Annotated in this window: 14 protein-coding genes and 1 other RNA gene; 1 reads left to right on the top strand and 14 read right to left on the bottom strand. The window is 67.0% G+C overall.

The genetic code is table 11. From position 1 onward, the window contains the following. Positions 1 to 336 precede the first annotated feature (336 nt). Positions 337 to 703, bottom strand: a transfer-messenger RNA (tmRNA) gene (gene ssrA / locus K9D12_RS09985). Between the two features lie 371 nt (positions 704 to 1,074). On the opposite strand from ssrA, the gene K9D12_RS09980 reads away from it, so the two are divergent. Further along, positions 1,075 to 4,455 (top strand): pyruvate carboxylase, encoded by a 3,381-nt coding sequence (locus K9D12_RS09980; RefSeq protein WP_129664447.1) that lies wholly within the window; start codon positions 1,075 to 1,077, stop codon positions 4,453 to 4,455. 86 nt (positions 4,456 to 4,541) lie between these two features. Here K9D12_RS09980 and K9D12_RS09975 read toward each other — a convergent pair whose 3' ends face one another. Genes K9D12_RS09975 through K9D12_RS09915 form a run of 13 tightly spaced genes read right to left on the bottom strand, consistent with a single transcriptional unit; the run spans position 4,542 to position 15,707 of the window. Next, positions 4,542 to 6,407, bottom strand: a complete 1,866-nt coding sequence (locus tag K9D12_RS09975; protein WP_165357901.1) for a DUF2207 domain-containing protein — start codon at positions 6,405 to 6,407, stop codon at positions 4,542 to 4,544. A gap of 52 nt (positions 6,408 to 6,459) precedes the next feature. Beyond that, on the bottom strand, positions 6,460 to 6,936 hold the full coding sequence (gene smpB, locus K9D12_RS09970; protein WP_047311934.1) for an SsrA-binding protein SmpB: 477 nt from the start codon (positions 6,934 to 6,936) through the stop codon (positions 6,460 to 6,462). Positions 6,937 to 6,987: 51 nt separating this feature from the next. Beyond that, positions 6,988 to 8,217, bottom strand: a complete 1,230-nt coding sequence (locus K9D12_RS15300; protein ID WP_165357902.1) for a M23 family metallopeptidase — start codon at positions 8,215 to 8,217, stop codon at positions 6,988 to 6,990. A gap of 5 nt (positions 8,218 to 8,222) precedes the next feature. After that, positions 8,223 to 9,134, bottom strand: a complete 912-nt coding sequence (gene ftsX / locus K9D12_RS09960) for a permease-like cell division protein FtsX (RefSeq protein ID WP_129664453.1) — start codon at positions 9,132 to 9,134, stop codon at positions 8,223 to 8,225. After that, a complete protein-coding gene (gene ftsE, locus K9D12_RS09955) occupies positions 9,131 to 9,898 on the bottom strand; it encodes a cell division ATP-binding protein FtsE (RefSeq protein WP_129664455.1) in 768 nt (255 codons plus the stop codon). The genes ftsX and ftsE overlap by 4 nt, the downstream gene beginning before the upstream one ends. A gap of 35 nt (positions 9,899 to 9,933) precedes the next feature. Next, positions 9,934 to 11,046, bottom strand: coding sequence for a peptide chain release factor 2 (gene prfB, locus K9D12_RS09950; protein WP_047311930.1), 1,113 nt, complete (start codon positions 11,044 to 11,046; stop codon positions 9,934 to 9,936). A 50-nt stretch (positions 11,047 to 11,096) separates the two neighbouring features. Next, positions 11,097 to 11,555: a hypothetical protein gene (locus K9D12_RS09945; RefSeq protein WP_129664457.1), complete on the bottom strand. Its 459-nt coding sequence runs from the start codon at positions 11,553 to 11,555 to the stop codon at positions 11,097 to 11,099. Between the two features lie 38 nt (positions 11,556 to 11,593). Further along, positions 11,594 to 12,055 carry a pilus assembly protein gene (locus K9D12_RS09940; protein ID WP_118913694.1) on the bottom strand — a complete coding sequence of 154 codons (462 nt, stop codon included), beginning with the start codon at positions 12,053 to 12,055 and terminating at the stop codon, positions 11,594 to 11,596. Next, positions 12,052 to 12,465, bottom strand: coding sequence for a TadE family protein (locus K9D12_RS09935; protein ID WP_129664459.1), 414 nt, complete (start codon positions 12,463 to 12,465; stop codon positions 12,052 to 12,054). The genes K9D12_RS09940 and K9D12_RS09935 overlap by 4 nt, the downstream gene beginning before the upstream one ends. After that, complete coding sequence (locus K9D12_RS09930; protein WP_047311926.1) at positions 12,462 to 12,674, bottom strand: hypothetical protein; 213 nt, start codon at positions 12,672 to 12,674, stop codon at positions 12,462 to 12,464. Before K9D12_RS09930 ends, K9D12_RS09935 begins: the two co-directional genes overlap by 4 nt. 50 nt (positions 12,675 to 12,724) lie before the next feature. After that, the gene (locus tag K9D12_RS09925) at positions 12,725 to 13,615 is read right to left on the bottom strand and encodes a type II secretion system F family protein (RefSeq protein ID WP_047311925.1); all 891 of its coding nucleotides are present in this window, start codon (positions 13,613 to 13,615) and stop codon (positions 12,725 to 12,727) included. Beyond that, on the bottom strand, positions 13,612 to 14,484 hold the full coding sequence (locus K9D12_RS09920) for a type II secretion system F family protein (protein ID WP_118913690.1): 873 nt from the start codon (positions 14,482 to 14,484) through the stop codon (positions 13,612 to 13,614). The genes K9D12_RS09925 and K9D12_RS09920 overlap by 4 nt, the downstream gene beginning before the upstream one ends. Continuing rightward, the gene (locus K9D12_RS09915; protein WP_129664461.1) at positions 14,481 to 15,707 is read right to left on the bottom strand and encodes a CpaF family protein; all 1,227 of its coding nucleotides are present in this window, start codon (positions 15,705 to 15,707) and stop codon (positions 14,481 to 14,483) included. Before K9D12_RS09915 ends, K9D12_RS09920 begins: the two co-directional genes overlap by 4 nt. Positions 15,708 to 15,725 lie beyond the last annotated feature (18 nt).

Genomic DNA, 15,725 nt, shown 5'->3' with positions numbered 1-15,725 from the left:
ACCCGTGCGTCCGGTGTCGCCCAGGAGCGGCACCGGACGCACGGGTCACGACGTACACCGCCGCGCCATCCGGGGTCACTGCCCCCTGGCGCTGCCGAAGCCGAACGTGCGAAGGCTGCCGTGCCTGTGATCCGCGAAATCAATACCGGACGGACGACGCCGAGATCCTCCAACTCTCATCCTTGCGGTGCGGAAACTTCCTCCGGTCAGGAAGGTTGCACGCAGGGACGGACGTGAACGGCCATAGAGCAGAAGAGAAGCCGACGCGCACATGAAAGACGCCGCAGTCCGGACGAACCGGACTGCGGCGTAGGCACAGCGGAACAGCTGATGGGGTGGTGGAGATGGGGGGAATTGAACCCCCGTCCATCGACGGCGATCCAGGGCTTCTCCGGGCGCAGTGCGTATGAGGATTTTCTCGGCCCCACGGCTGGTACGCACACATTCCGTGACAGGCCCAGTCGAGTAAGAGTCCCGCAGCGCCCCTCGACATGACGCTGCAGCAAGTTCTCTAGCTGATGCCAGACACTGAGTCGAGAACTAGCTCAGGCTGACAGACTTCGGGCTCGCTCAGGCGGCGAGGGCGAAGTCGGTGCGCTTGGAATCGGCACCTATTGGTTTGCAGAGGGCGTTAACGAGATAACTCTGCATCCTCGGCCCGCTTCCCCTGGGACGGCGACCGATGTCGAAACCGATCATCCCCATGAGTAGCTGTTCGCACTGTGGAGTTGTGTGCGGCGTCTCGCACCGCGAAACACCACTGTAGCCATCAACGAGCGACGTCGCGACTTCATTCCGCAGCGCCGGCTCCGGCTCGCAAATGACGCACACGCCTGGGTTCACAGCTCGAGGGTGAACAGCAGCGCAGCGTCGTTGTCCGCGATTGGGGACCCGCGCTCCGCCCGCGGCGGGAGTGCACCTCTGCGGCAGACCGCGAGCGCCCTTCGCATGGGCGTGAGGCGCTGTGCGCATGTGTTCAGTATTGGTCGGTATTGCGCGCAGATTCAGGGCAGACGCGATGTGCCCGGCCGGTAGGGTTGATCCGTCCGACATCCCCGTGAACGGAGACTACTGATGTTCCGCAAGGTCCTGGTGGCCAACCGAGGCGAGATCGCCGTCCGTGCGTTCCGCGCCGCCACCGAACTCGGTGCGAGCACCGTCGCTGTGTTCCCGCACGAGGACCGTGGCAGCGAGCACCGCCTCAAGGCCGACGAGGCCTACCAGATCGGCGAGGTCGGCCACCCCGTGCGCGCTTACCTCGATGTCGACGAGATCGTCCGCGTCGCGCGCGAATCGGGCGCCGATGCTGTCTACCCGGGGTACGGATTCCTCTCCGAGAACCCACTGCTCGCCGAGGCGTGCGCCGACGCCGGCATCACGTTCATCGGCCCGCACCCGGACGTGCTGCACATGACCGGCAACAAGGCCACCGCCATCGCGGCCGCCAAGCGCGCCGGCCTGCCGACGCTGCGCAGCGTGCCACCGTCGTCCGACATCGACGAACTCGTGCGCGGAGCCGACGAACTCGGGTACCCGGTCTTCGTCAAGGCCGTCGCCGGCGGCGGCGGACGAGGTATGCGCCGCGTCGAGAAGCCCGAAGCACTGCGCGAGAACCTCGAGGCCGCGATGCGCGAGGCCGAGTCCGCCTTCGGCGACGCAACGTGTTTCATCGAGGAAGCCGTTGTCGACCCACGTCACATCGAAGTGCAGGTGCTCGCCGATCAGTCCGGCGATGTCGTCCACCTCTTCGAGCGCGACTGCTCGGTGCAGCGACGCCACCAGAAGGTCGTCGAGATGGCACCGGCGCCCAACCTCTCCCCCGAACTGCGCGAACGCATGTGCGCCGACGCCGTCGCGTTCGCTAAGGAAATCGACTACTCGTGCGCGGGCACGGTGGAGTTCCTCCTCGACCCGAGCGGACGTTACGTCTTCATCGAGATGAACCCGCGCATCCAGGTCGAGCACACGGTCACCGAGGAGGTCACGGACGTCGACCTCGTTGCCGCCCAGATGCGGATTGCCTCCGGCGACACCCTCGACGACCTGGGCCTGCGCCAGGAGGACATTCACCTGCGTGGAGCCGCCCTCCAGTGCCGCATCACGACCGAGGACCCGGCCAACGGCTTCCGCCCCGACACCGGCACCATCACCGCCTACCGTTCGGCGGGTGGCTCCGGCGTCCGACTCGACGGCGGCACGATCCACATGGGCGCCGAGGTGAGCGCCCACTTCGACTCGATGCTCGTCAAACTCACGTGCCGCGGTCGCGACTTCGCAACCGCGGTGCGTCGGGCCCGTCGCGCCCTCGCCGAGTTCCGCGTCCGCGGCGTGAGTACGAACATCCCCTTCCTCCAGGCCCTGCTCGACGACCCCGCCTTCATCACAGGACACGTCACGACGTCGTTCATCGAACAGCGCCCCGACCTGCTCAACGCGCGCACGCCGGGCGACCGCGGCACGAAGCTGCTCACCTACCTCGCCGAGACCACGGTGAACAAGCCGTACGGCGAGCGTTCGGCGCTCACCGTCACGGCCCGCGAGAAGCTGCCGAGATTCGACGTCACCACCCCGGTGCCCCCGGGCACGCGCGACCGCCTTCTCACAGCCGGCCCCGATGAGTTCGCCCGCCAACTGCGTGAGCAGACGGCGGTCGCCGTCACCGAGACGACGATGCGTGACGCGCACCAGTCACTCCTGGCCACACGCATCCGCACCCGCGACCTCGTCCACGTCGCCCCCTACGTCGCTCGCATGACGCCGGAACTGCTCTCCATGGAGGCCTGGGGCGGCGCCACGTACGACGTTGCCCTGCGCTTCCTGTCGGAGGACCCGTGGGAGCGCCTCGCCAAGCTGCGCGAGACGATGCCGAACGTTCCGCTGCAGATGCTGCTTCGCGGACGCAACACCGTCGGCTACACGCCCTACCCGACGAAGGTGACGGACGCCTTCGTCCAGGAAGCCGCGCGCACCGGCGTCGACATTTTCCGCATCTTCGACGCACTCAACGACGTCGAGCAGATGCGTCCCGCCATTGAGGCCGTGCGCGCCACCGGAACGTCGGTCGCGGAGGTCGCCCTGTGCTACACGGGTGACCTCACCTCACCGAGCGAGAAGCTCTACACGCTCGATTACTACCTCGAGCTCGCCGAGCGCATCGTCGCCGCGGGCGCGCACGTTCTCGCGATCAAGGACATGGCCGGGCTGCTGCGCGCGCCTGCCGCTCGCACGCTCGTCACGGCACTGCGTGAGCGCTTCGACCTGCCGGTGCACCTGCACACGCACGACACGCCAGGAGGTCAGCTCGCCACACTGCTCGCGGCCGTTGACGCCGGCGTCGACGCCGTCGATGTCGCAAGTGCCTCGATGTCAGGCACGACGAGCCAGCCCTCGATGTCCGCATTCGTCGCGGCCACGGACGGCACCGAGCGTGCCACCGGCCTCGATCTGCAGAACGTGTGCGATCTGGAGCCGTACTGGGAGGCCGTGCGCACGCTCTACAAGCCGTTCGAGTCCGGCCTGCCCGCTCCGACAGGCCGCGTCTACAAGCACGAGATCCCCGGCGGTCAGCTGTCCAACCTGCGTCAGCAGGCCATCGCGCTCGGTCTGGGCGACCGGTTCGAGGCGATCGAGGACATGTACGCCGCGGCGAACGACATCCTCGGCAACGTCGTCAAGGTCACCCCGAGTTCGAAGGTCGTCGGTGACCTCGCGCTCGCGCTCGTGAGCGCCGACGCGGACCCCAAGGACTTCGAGGAGAACCCGCGCAACTACGACATCCCCGACTCGGTCATCGGCTTCCTCGGCGGCGAGTTGGGCGACCCGCCCGGCGGCTGGCCGGAGCCGTTCCGCACCAAGGCGCTCGAGGGCCGCACGGTGCGCCCGAGCGTCGAAGAGCTGTCCGAGGAGGACGAGCAGGAGCTTGCTCGCGATCCGCGCTCGACGCTCAACCGTCTTCTCTTCCCCGGCCCGACGAGCGACTTCGTGCGCGCCCGCGAGCTCTACAGCGACCTGTCGGTGCTTTCGACGAAGGAGTTCCTCCACGGCCTCGCGCCGGGCCAGGAGCACGAGGTCGACCTCGAACCCGGCAAGCGCATCCTGCTGTCCGTGGTGTCCGTCTCCGAACCTGACGAACGGGGCATGCGCACGGTGCTGGCCACCGTCAACGGTCAGCTCCGTCCCGTTCAGGTGCGCGACGAGTCGGTCAAGGTCGACGTCGACGCGGTGGAGAAGGCCGACCCGAAGAACTCGGGCCACGTGCCGGCGCCGTTCGCGGGCATGGTGTCGGTCACGGTCTCCGAGGGCGACGAGGTGGAGGCGGGCGACACCATCGCCACGATCGAGGCCATGAAGATGGAGGCGTCCATCACGGCGCCCGTCGCCGGAACGGTGAAGCGCGTGGCGCTCAAGCACGAGACGCAGGTCGAAGGCGGTGACCTCGTCCTCGTCCTGGAGTGACGACCGAACAGTGCATGACGAAGGGGTGACCATCGGATTCGATGGTCACCCCTTCGTCATGCACTGGGGCGGGTCGGTCGGCTACGTCACCAGCCGCCGCCACCGCCGCCGCTCACACCACCACCGGAGAAGCCTCCGCCGCCGGAGAAGCCGCTGCCCCCGCTGGAGCCGGGCGTCGAACTGAGAGCCGCCGAGGCGGCCTCGCCGAAGGAGTCGAGGCCCGAACCGAGATCGTCGAAGCCGCTGAAACCTCCGTAGCCGCCGTACGGGATGTACCAGTACGGCATCGCCAACGGATAGCCCTGAGCTGCAGCGGCCTCGGCCACTTCACCGAAGACCTTGGCCCAGCGCTCCGCGAGCCCGAGCACGACGGCGTACGGCATGTAGCGGCTGAAGATCTGCTCGGCTTCCTCGAACTTGAACTGCTTCGCCTCGGCGGTCTTGAGGTACAGCTCGAACCCGCGTGACTGGTCGTAGACGGCAGAACCCACGGGAGTTCGCGCACCCGCACTGCGCGAGAGGAACAGCGCGAAAACGCCCGCAGCGGCGAAGCCCGCACCGAAGAGGAAACCGTTGAGGTTGAGCGCACTGGCCACGAAGAACGAGACGAGTGCTAGTGCGAAGAAACCGACGACGAGTCCCATCGCCTTCGCGCGGGAGGTGGCCGGCGACTCGTCGAACCACCCGCGTTCGAGCGTCTCGCGGTACATCCCCTCCTTGGCCTCGGCGAGGTGGCCAGAGAACTCGTTGCGCAGATCCGAGAGCTTCACCTCCGTGCCGCCGGCGAAGACGGCGTTGAGCAACGTGGCCTCGTACGGCAGGAGCGAATCACCGCCGGGCGGGTTCTGGGCGGTGAGAAGCCAGTCCTTGTCGCCGAGATCGGTCATCGTGAGGTAGCCACGCACGGACAGATCCACGATCGTGCCGGCGACGTCACGGTTGTCCGCGCTGCGGTCGATGATGGTGCCCATGAGCCCGGGCGTCGTGTCCCGCGGCGGGTCGAAACGGACGGCGACCTCCGGCTCCGGGCCACGCACGACGTCGTAGCGCTGTCCGTCGGCGGGCAGTTCACCGGGCGTCACCCCACCGAAGCGCTGATCGCCGGTCTTGCGCCGCCGCGCGAGCATCCAGGCGCCGGCAAGGCCCGCCACGCCCACGGTGCCTGCGCCGCCGACGAGGTTGAGGTTCTTGCGCGTGCTCTGGGAGAACGGACCACCCGAACCGTAGGCCTCCACCGCAGAGCCGTCCTCGAGAATCGGCGCGGTGTTCGTGAAGGCGCTCGTCGGCATGGCGGACACGATGGACATGCCCTCGCCGTTGCCCACGGAGCGCGCGGAGAAGCTGGCCTGCTCGCCGCTCGTGGCCTGGCACGTCTGCTTGGAGCCCTTCGCGCCGTAGAAGCACTTCGCGTCGTTGACGGCGGCGGGGCCCTTGAGGGTGACGTTCGCCTTGTCGATCGGAATGCCCCATTGCTGGCCGATGGCGTTGATGTAGAACTCGGTGGAGCCGTTCGGCTGCTTGTTGACGACGCCGCCGAGGCGGTAGGTGATCGTGTACTTCTGCACCCCGCTGACAGTGCGGTCGGCGTCGCCGATGCGCAGTCGCGTCGCTCCCCCGTCGGCCGACTTCTCGACGTCCGAGGGCGCACCTGTGCTGGAGGTGACCTTGACGTTCGTCAGCGGGTACACACGGTGCTTCTCGTCGTTGTAGCCCTGCGCCGTAATGATGAACCGGTCGAGCCCGTGGTGAGAGTTGTCGTCGAAGCGGACCGTGATGTTCTCCGTGACGTCGACGGCGCCGTCACGCTTGAGGTCGTAGTCGATGTCGTACGCGCTGATGCGCATGTTCTCGTTGCCGGCGGCCACTGCCGCCTGCGCCCCCGGCAGGACGCTCACCCCGACGAGCGTCGAGGCGGCGGCCAACGTCGTCAACATCCCCGAGAAACGGCTCATGCCCCTACCTTGCCATGAGCGAGGAAGGGGCATGAGCGAAGGGGCGAACGGGTCACCCGCCGCGCTTGAGGCGGATCTGCATCTCGCGCTGGGCCTCGAGGTTGTCCTGACGCTCGCGCAGCGTCTGACGCTTGTCGTGCAGCTGCTTGCCCTTGGCCAGTGCGATCTCGACCTTGGCGCGCCCGTCCTTGAAGTACAGCGACAAGGGCACGATCGTGTAGCCCTTCGACTGCGCCTTGTCGGCCAACTTGATGATCTCGGCCTTGTGCAGGAGCAGCTTGCGCCGCCGACGCGCCGAGTGGTTGGTCCACGTGCCCTGCATGTACTCGGGGATGTGGACGTTCTCGAGCCACATCTCACCGTCACGTTCGAGGACGTAGCCGTCGACGAGCGAGGCCCGACCCATGCGCAGGCTCTTCACCTCGGTGCCCATGAGGGAGAGGCCGGCCTCGACCGTGTCCTCGATGTGGAAGTCGTGGCGCGCCTTCTTGTTGTTCGCGATGACCTTCGTGCCCTTCTCCTTGGGCATGCGGCTCACCTCCTCGTCTCGTGTTCGTCCCGTACTGCGCCCGTCAGCGCGTCACCCTACCCACTTGCGTGGGTTGACCGCGACACCATTTTCTCGGGTCTCGAAGTGGAGGTGGCATCCGGTGACGCGCCCGGTCATGCCGGATACACCGATCTGCTGGCCCTTCTTGACCTTCTGCCCGGCACTGACGCGAAGGCTCGTGAAGTGCATGTACGCCGTGGTGAGCTGTACGCCGTTGACGGTTCCGTGGCTGATGTAGACGTGGTTGCCCGAGATCCCGTTGTAGTTCGCTTCGATGACGGTGCCGTCACCCGACGCGTACACGGGGGTGCCACAGGCGAACGGGTAGTCGTCGCCCTCGTGCAGCTTCTGGATCCGCAGCACCGGGTGGAACCGATAGCCGTACGGCGACACGATCGAGGACGCCGGTCCGGGTGCGGCGAGGAAGCCGCCTTCGTTCGTCAGCTTCGTGACGCTCGGGTCGAGGTTGTCGCTCGTCGAGGTGATGTTCTTGAGTCGGTTGCTCTCCGCCTCGAGGGCCGCGAGCTTCGCCTCTTCCTTCTTCTTCTCCTTGGCCAGTGACGCTCGGTCGCTCTGTTGCGTCGCCTGGACCGTCTTGAGGTCAGATTCGGCGGTGTCGGCCTGCTTCTTGGCCGCGGACGCGGCAGCCACGGCGGCGTCCTGCTTCGTCTTCGTCAGGCTCGCCTTGCGGCGGACCTCGGCAAGACGCGCGGCTTCGCTCTGCCCGGCGGCCGCGGAACTCTTGAGGTTCGTGATGACGCCCTGCTGGCGTCGCATGACGATGTCGGCGAGCGCCATGGAGCCCGTGACGTCGGTCTTCGAGGTGAGCACCTGGACGGTGAAGGTGAGGTCACCCAAGCCACCGGACTCGAAGGCGTTGCGCGCGAGACCACCGACCTGCGTCCGAGCGGCCGCCTGATCGGTGCGGTTGCGGGCGAGCGCCTTGAGTGACGCGTCCTCGTCGGCCTTCGCAAGGTCGTAATCGGATTTGGCGTCGGTCTGCTTCTGCTGCGCGCTCGTCAGTTTGGACCGTGCCGTCGTGACCTTCTTGTGAGCGGCGGCGACCGCGGCGTCGGTCTTCTTGAGCTTCGCGTCCGCGGCCGTCAGTTCCTTCGACAGGTCGTCGATCTCGGACTTGCTCGCCTTGATCTTGTCGTCGACGTCGTCGCCGAATGCCGCCGAGCCGGCGCCCAGCGTCAGGGCCGCGACGACGGCCATCGAGGCAGCCGCGCGAGAGCGTCGCGAGGAGAGTGCACCCACGTTCATCAGACCTTGAGATAACGACGCAGCGTCACCCATGACGTAGAGACAGCGAGGACGAAGGCTCCCAGGAAGAGCCAGGGGACGACGACGAGGACGTCGCTGTCACCGATGAGATTGACGAAGCCGCCGCCCGAACTCGCGAGCCCACTCACGCCGAAGTGCACCATCGCCCACAACAGGCCGGACGCGAGCACCGCACCGGCGAGGGAGGCGATGAGGACCTCCGCGACGAACGGCAGATAGATGGTGGCGCTCGAGGCACCGACGAGTCGCATGATGCCGACCTGGCGGCGGCGGGTGAACGCGACCTGCCGGATGGTCGTGACCATGAGCAGGATGGAACAGACCACCATGAGACCGGCGATGATCGCCGAACCCACACCGAGCATGTTGAGGAAGGAGAAGAACGGCGCGAGCACCTGATGCAGGTTGCTCACGTGCGCGACGCCGGGCATGCCCTGGAATCCACTCGCGATCTCGTCGAAGCGCTGCGGATCCGACAGGCGAACCTCGTAGAACGCCGGCATCGACTTCGCGTCGACGCTGCTGACGTACGGCGAGTCCTTGTACTGCTCGCGGAACATCGCGATGGCTTGTTCGCTCGTCTTGTAGTCGACCTTCGTCACGAGTGGGCGCAGGTTGTCGAGGTTGCTCTTGACCGCCTCGGTCTGGTCTGTACTCGCCTCTCCCCCGGCACACGACGCGACGTTCGTGTCCGAGTCGGTACACAGGAAGACGAAGGCGTGGACCTTCTCGTACCAGTCGCCCTTGGCCTGGTCCACCTGACGCTGGGCGAGCAGGCCGGAACCGACGAAGAACAGCGAGACCATCGAGACGAGCACGACGGACGCGATCATCGAGGTGTTGCGTCGAACGCCCTGCCACACCTCGGAGGTGAGGAAACGAAGTCTCACGGCGTCTCCTCCAGACGATGGGATCCGTGCGCCGCGCGGTAGGCGCTGCGCGTACTGAGTTCACCCAGGTCCGGTTCGAGGGCTTCAGCTCGGTAACCACCGGTGGAGTCGCGCACGAGGCGGCCGTCCTTCATCTCGAGCACGCGACGCTGCAGGCGGTCGACGAGGCTGTTGTCGTGCGTGGCCATGACGAGCGTGGTCGACGTGCGGTTGATGCGATCGAGCACCCCGACGACGTCGTCCGAGTTCGCGGGGTCGAGGTTTCCGGTGGGCTCGTCGGCGAGCAGGATGGCGGGCTGCTTGACGACGGCGCGGGCGATCGCCACTCGCTGCTGCTCACCGCCGGAGAGCTCGTGCGGGAAGCGCTTGGCCTTCTCCGCCAGCCCGACGAGTTCGAGCGACTCGGGCACGGCCCGGCGGATGGCGCCGCGTCGACGTCCGAGGATCTCGAGGACGAAGGCCACGTTCTCCTCGACCGTCTTGTTCTCGAGGAGACGGAAATCCTGGAAGACGACACCGATGTCGCGTCGCAGGCTCGGGACCTTGCGTCGCGGCATGTTGCGCAGTTCGCGCCCGGCGACGTGGATCTCGCCGTCGGTGGGCGCGACCTCGTGCGTCATGAGGCGCATGAGCGAACTCTTGCCGGAACCGGAGGCGCCGACGAGGAAGACGAACTCACCGCGCGCGATGTTGAAGCTGACGTGCTCCAGCGCCGGGGCTTGGTTCTTGTCGTACGTCAGGGAGACGTCGTCGAATCGGATCATCGTGGTGTGGAGCGCTCTCGGTCCCGTCGGTGAGGTCAGTCGTCGTCGCGGTCCGCAGCACGCTTCCAGCGGATGCCTGCTTCGACGAAGCCGTCGATGTCGCCGTCGAAGACGGCGCTCGTGTTGCCGACCTCGTGCTCGGTGCGCAAGTCCTTGACCATCTGGTAGGGGTGCAGGACGTAGGAGCGCATCTGGTCACCCCAGCTGGCCTTGACGTCACCGGCCAGTTCCTTCTTCTGCGCGGCTTCCTCCTGCTTCTTGATGAGCAGCAGGCGCGACTGCATGACGCGCAGCGCGGCGGCACGGTTCTGGATCTGGCTCTTCTCGTTCTGCATCGAGACGACCGTGCCGGTGGGGATGTGCGTCATGCGCACGGCCGAGTCGGTCGTGTTGACGCTCTGACCGCCGGGGCCCGACGAGCGGAAGACGTCGACCTTGAGCTCGTTCTCCGGGATCTCGATCGTGTCGGTGGTCTCGATGAGCGGCACGACCTCGACGGCCGCGAACGACGTCTGGCGGCGGCCCTGGTTGTCGAACGGCGAGATGCGCACGAGGCGGTGAGTGCCGGCCTCGACCGAGAGATTCCCGAAGGCGTAGGGCACGTTGACTTCGAACGTGGCCGACTTGAGACCGGCCTCTTCGGCGTAGGAGGTGTCCATGACCTTCGTCGGGTAGCCGTGACGCTCGGCCCAGCGCAGGTACATGCGCATGAGCATCTCGGCGAAGTCGGCGGCGTCGACGCCACCGGCGCCGGCGCGGATGGTGACGACGGCCTCGCGCTCGTCGAACTCGCCGTTGAGCAGGGTGCGAACCTCGAGTTCGCCGACGGCCTTCGTCAGCTTCGTGAGCTCGCGCTCGGCTTCGGCCATCGTGTCAGCGTCGTTCTCCTCGGTACCCATCTCGACGAGGGTCTCGAGGTCGTCGATCGCGGCGTCCATGTTCTCGACGCGGTCCTTCTCGGCGTTCGCGCGAGACAGGGCGGAGGTGATCTTCTGGGCCGATTCGACGTCGTCCCACAGGTCGGGGGCGGCAGACTGCTCCTCGAGGTCGGCGATCTGCTTCTTCAGCTTCTCGAGGTCGAGCACCTCGCGCACGGACGCCATGGTCGAGCGCAGGTTCTTGATTTCGGTAGGAAAGTCGACAGCCACGCTTTCCAGGGTATCCGTTATGACGCCCGACTCCCCAACCAACCGATTGTTCACCGCTCCAGATGGGCGTCAGCACGTGAGACGACGTCCACGGTCATGGGTTCACCGAGAGCCGCCATGGCCGATCCGACGACCGGCGGACGCACGACGGCGCGTACTCGAACAGTGACCTGCTCGCCGACGACCTCGACGCCTCTGACGCGCCACGACGTGACGTGCTTGGGCAAGGGTGTGGACGCGACGATGCGTGCCGCCTCCGCCGAGGCCGCGTCGGCATCGAGCGTGGCGTTGTCGACTCCCTCGGTATAGGCGCCGGCCAGGGAGATGCGGTCAGCGGCCGCTGCGCTTGCGTGGTCGGCTGCATCGAGCACGTCGAGGCGAGCCATCTGCGCGGATGCCACGCTCACTCCCCCGACGAGCAGCATGCACACGCACACGCTGAGACCGAGACCGAGCAAGCCGATACCTCCGGTCTCGTCGGCCACAACAGCCTTGGTGCGGCGACTCAACAACGCTCGCAAGCACATCCATGGCGCGCGGAAACGGGTCATCGTTGGCCCCCGTACTGTTCGACCTTCTGTTCGTGGGACGACGACACGGTGACCTGAAGGTTCGCGGCCCCGGCGAGCCACTTCGGCACGAACGGCAACGTCACCGTCGCTCGCGAGGAAGCCCGCACCGAGGCACCCGGCGTCAGGCAAGGGCTGAGGGTGCATGTCACGGCCGTCGATCCGACCGGCACGTCTTGGTCGGCGTAGGCGATCCGAGCTGCTGTGTTCGCGCGGGCAGCACCTGCCGCGCTGGAGGATGACGTGACGTAGGTGCGCGCCGCTTCGCGAGCGGCCTGACGTGCCGCGTACGAGGCCGCTTCCACACGCAGGAGCGCGGTCGCGACCCACACGAGCGGCAGGAGCAAGACTGCGATGACCACGATGGTTTCGATGAGAGCGGAACCTTCTTCACTGTGGCGGTCGACGACGTCGTGACCGACAGTCCTTTCGACGCTCACGCGGAACGCTCCTCGACGATCGCGCGCCCGCTGGTGTGCAGCGTGAGCCCGACACCGAACGGCCCGAGCACGGGAACGGGCGCGTCGATGTCCACCCGAATGACGTCGAGCCCCTCCGCACTGCTGCGATGCGCTGAGATCGATCCTGCGTAACGCGGACTGAGGGAATCGGACACGAGGTCGCGGGCGCGCTCCTGTGCCACGCCGGGACCGGCATCGACCCGAGCGCCGTACCGGGCACTCTCTGCTGCTGCCATGGTGAGGGTCGAACGGACGTGGGTGGCGTAGGCGAACTGGCAGACGACGAGGAACACGCCCACGATGAGCGCCATCGTCATCGTGTACTCAGCCACGGCCGAGCCTTCGTCCCCGGAGAGCGCGGCGACGCGACGCTCCGGGCGTCGACTCATCCTCCGGACACCTTGTTCATCGCGGCGGTGAACATGTTCTTGAGCAGGGGCCCCGCCGTCTGCCACAGGAGTGTGACGAGGCCCGCGGTCATGAGGGTGACCAGCACCCAACCGGGCACGTCGCCGCGATCCGGTTGGCCTGTCAGCCGTGTCATGACGTTGCCGGCGGCTCGGCGGACTCGGCGCTGGACTGAGACGAGATGAGACATGGTGTGTTCCTTCCGGTGGGGTGTCGGTGAGGAGTTCCGACAGGGTGGGGTCAGAGGTTGAGGTCCAGGGCGGCGATGCCCGGATAGACGGCGAAGAGGATGGTGATCGGCAGCACTAGGAAGACGACGGGCGCCATCATGAGGACCTCCTTGCGCCCAGCTGATTCGATGAGTTCCCCGCGGGCGGCTTCACGGGCGTCCTGAGCCTGGGCCCGAAGAACGTCGGCAAGCGGGGTCCCCCTCTCGAGAGCGACGATGACGCCCTCGATGAAGCGGTTGACCGCCATGACGTTGGTTCGCCGAGCGACCCCCGTGAGCGACCGCGCCAGTGGCGTTCCTGCCCGCGTCTCGTCGAGAGCGCGACGCAGTTCGTCCGACAGCGGGCCGCTGCACAGGCGGGTCACGTGCTCGAGGGCGCCCAGGGGCCCCTGCCCTGCCGCTACCGCGAGCGCCAGCATGTCGGCCACGGACGGGAACTCGGTGAGCATGCGCGCCTCGCGACGGGTCGCCTGCTGCGTCAACACCTGGTCGCGAAGCACGACACCGAGCCCCGTCGCAAGCAGAATGAGAGCCGTAGCGCCCACCGGCCCGGACTGCGAAGACGACCCACCCACCAGCAACACGAAGCATGCGGCGGCGAAGCCGGTCATGCCCCATACCGCTTGGCTCGTGCGGAACATCTGAACGTCCGGGGCGAGCCCGGCTCGCTCGAGTCGGGAGCGCACGTGGTCAGCGCCTCCGAGGACCCTCCCGAGCCCCGAAGCGACGGAGTCAAGCAGAGCTCGTGCGTTACGGCGTGATCCTGGACCTCGGTCACCGGTGAGAATGCCGGTGAGGCGCTGCTCGAGAAGTGACGTTCGCGGGCGCACGAGCCATGTACCGATGAGCAGTAGCCCGGCACCGATGCACAGTGCCGGCCACCACGCTGCGTAGGTGCTCATCGCATGACTCGTTCCTCTGTCGGCAGCCGACCGATGGCGCGCATGGCGAGGTAGGCAATCCACGAGACGATGCCGCCCACCACGAGAACGGCCACTCCCGTGCTGGAGCGGTAGGCGTCGAGTCCGCCACTGCGGAAACCGACCACGACGAGAGCGAGCCAAGGCGCCGCGAGCGCCAGGCGAGCGGCACTCACCGTCCAGCTCTGTTTGGCAGCCAACTCAGTGCGTGTCGCGGCGTCCTCGCGCAGGAACGAGCTGAGTGTGCGAAGCAGACGTCCGACGTCGGATCCTCCGACGTTGCGGGCGAGTCGCAAGGACTCGATGAGCCGGTCGGCGGCCGGATCCGCGAGGGAGCTCTTGAGTACGTCGAGCGACACGTCGAAGCGGCCGTGCGCGGCATCGTGCCGGGCGAAGGCGGCAAAGTCCTCCCGCAACACCTCGGGACCGTGGTGGGCGAGTTGCCGCAGAGCTTCCGGAATGGAGAGGCCAGCGCGTACCGCGGAGGCGACGTGATCGACAGCGTCGGGCCACGCTTCACGCCGAGCCCGAAGATGGACGACGGCGCGGTGACGCACGAACATCCACGGCGCGTAGAGACCTACGGCACCACCGAGCAACGTCAGAGCCGGAACTGCGGTGGCGACGAAAACGACGCCACCTACGACGAGGGCACTGAGCATTGAGGCCGCGACGACGGCTCCGACCCCCTGCTCTCGAAATCCCGCGAGCGTCAATTGCTCACGCACGCGCTCGTACTGACGTGAGCGGCGTAGAGACGCCACCGGGGCCACGGGCTGAGGCGCGCTCCAGGCACTCCACATGAGGAGTAGACCCGTGCCGACCGCCGCGGCGCACAATAACGCCGTCATGACGACAGCTCCCGCGCCAGTGCAGCCAGGTCAATACCCGCCCGTGCGAAGCGGGGTTCGCCGTCAAAGGCCGCGAGCAGCCGTGGGTAGGTGTCCTGCCCCTCTTCGTAAAGGCTGATCGTCTCCACGGTGTCTCCTTCGACGCGGCCGGTCACGCGCAGCACCTCGCGGGTGGAGCGGCGCCCGTGCCGATCGAGGCCGAGGTGGACGACGAGGTCAACCGCGTTGGCGACCGTCGGGACAACGAACGACGAAGAAATATTGGGGCCCGCCAACAGCGGAAGTGTGCACAGCTTCGTCAGGGCTTCACGGGCAGAGTTGGCGTGCAGAGTGGCGAGGCCCGGCAGACCGCTGTTGAGCGCCAACAACAGATCGAGCGACTCGGCCTGCCTCACCTCCCCCACGACGACACGCGAGGGGCGCATGCGCAGTGCTTCCTTGACGAGCATGCGCAGCGTGACCTCGCCGTTGCCCTCGAGGTTGGGTTGGCGACACTGCATCGCCACCCAGTCACGCGCCGCGAGTTGGACCTCGAAGACCTCCTCGCAGGTGATGACCCGCTCGGTCGGCGGAATGGCACTCGCCAGGCAGTTGAGCATGGTGGTCTTGCCGGCCTGGGTCTGCCCCGAAACGAGCACGTTGAGACCCGCGCGGACACATGCGCTCAGGATCTTCGCGAGCCCCGACGGTAACGAGCCGCGACGCACGAGATCGTCGAGTGAATGACTCGTGGCGACGAACTTGCGAATGTTCACCGCCCAGAACTCGCGGGTGACATCGGGGATGACGACGTGCAGACGTGATCCGTCCGGAAGAGCTGCGTCGACGAACGGAGCGCTGAGGTCCAAGCGACGACCGGACGAGCGCAGCATTCGTTCGACCAGCGCGCGCACCTGTTCGGGCGTGAGAATCGTGTTCGTCAGCTCGGGGATTCCCGAGCGTGCCACGAACACGCGGGCCGGTTCGTTGAGCCAGATCTCCTCGATGGACGGGTCGTCGAGATAGGGCTGCAAAGGCCCGAAACCCGCCACCGCGTCGAACACGGCCTTGGCCTCGTCCTTCGCACTCGGAAGCGCCGGGAGCCCGGCTCGTGCGCGAGCGAGCTCGGTGGCTGACACGATCTCCGCAATGATCGAGCGGACCTTCTCCGGTTCGGTGCTCGGATCGACGGCACGCGAGCGCAATTGCTCACGGACCTCGTCCTCGATGAGACCGACAGCCATGGATGGTCACCTCCCGCC

This window comes from Dermacoccus sp. Tok2021 (assembly GCF_019895135.1).
Lineage (GTDB): Bacteria > Actinomycetota > Actinomycetes > Actinomycetales > Dermatophilaceae > Dermacoccus > Dermacoccus abyssi.
This window is presented reverse-complemented; position numbering and strand designations above follow the sequence as displayed.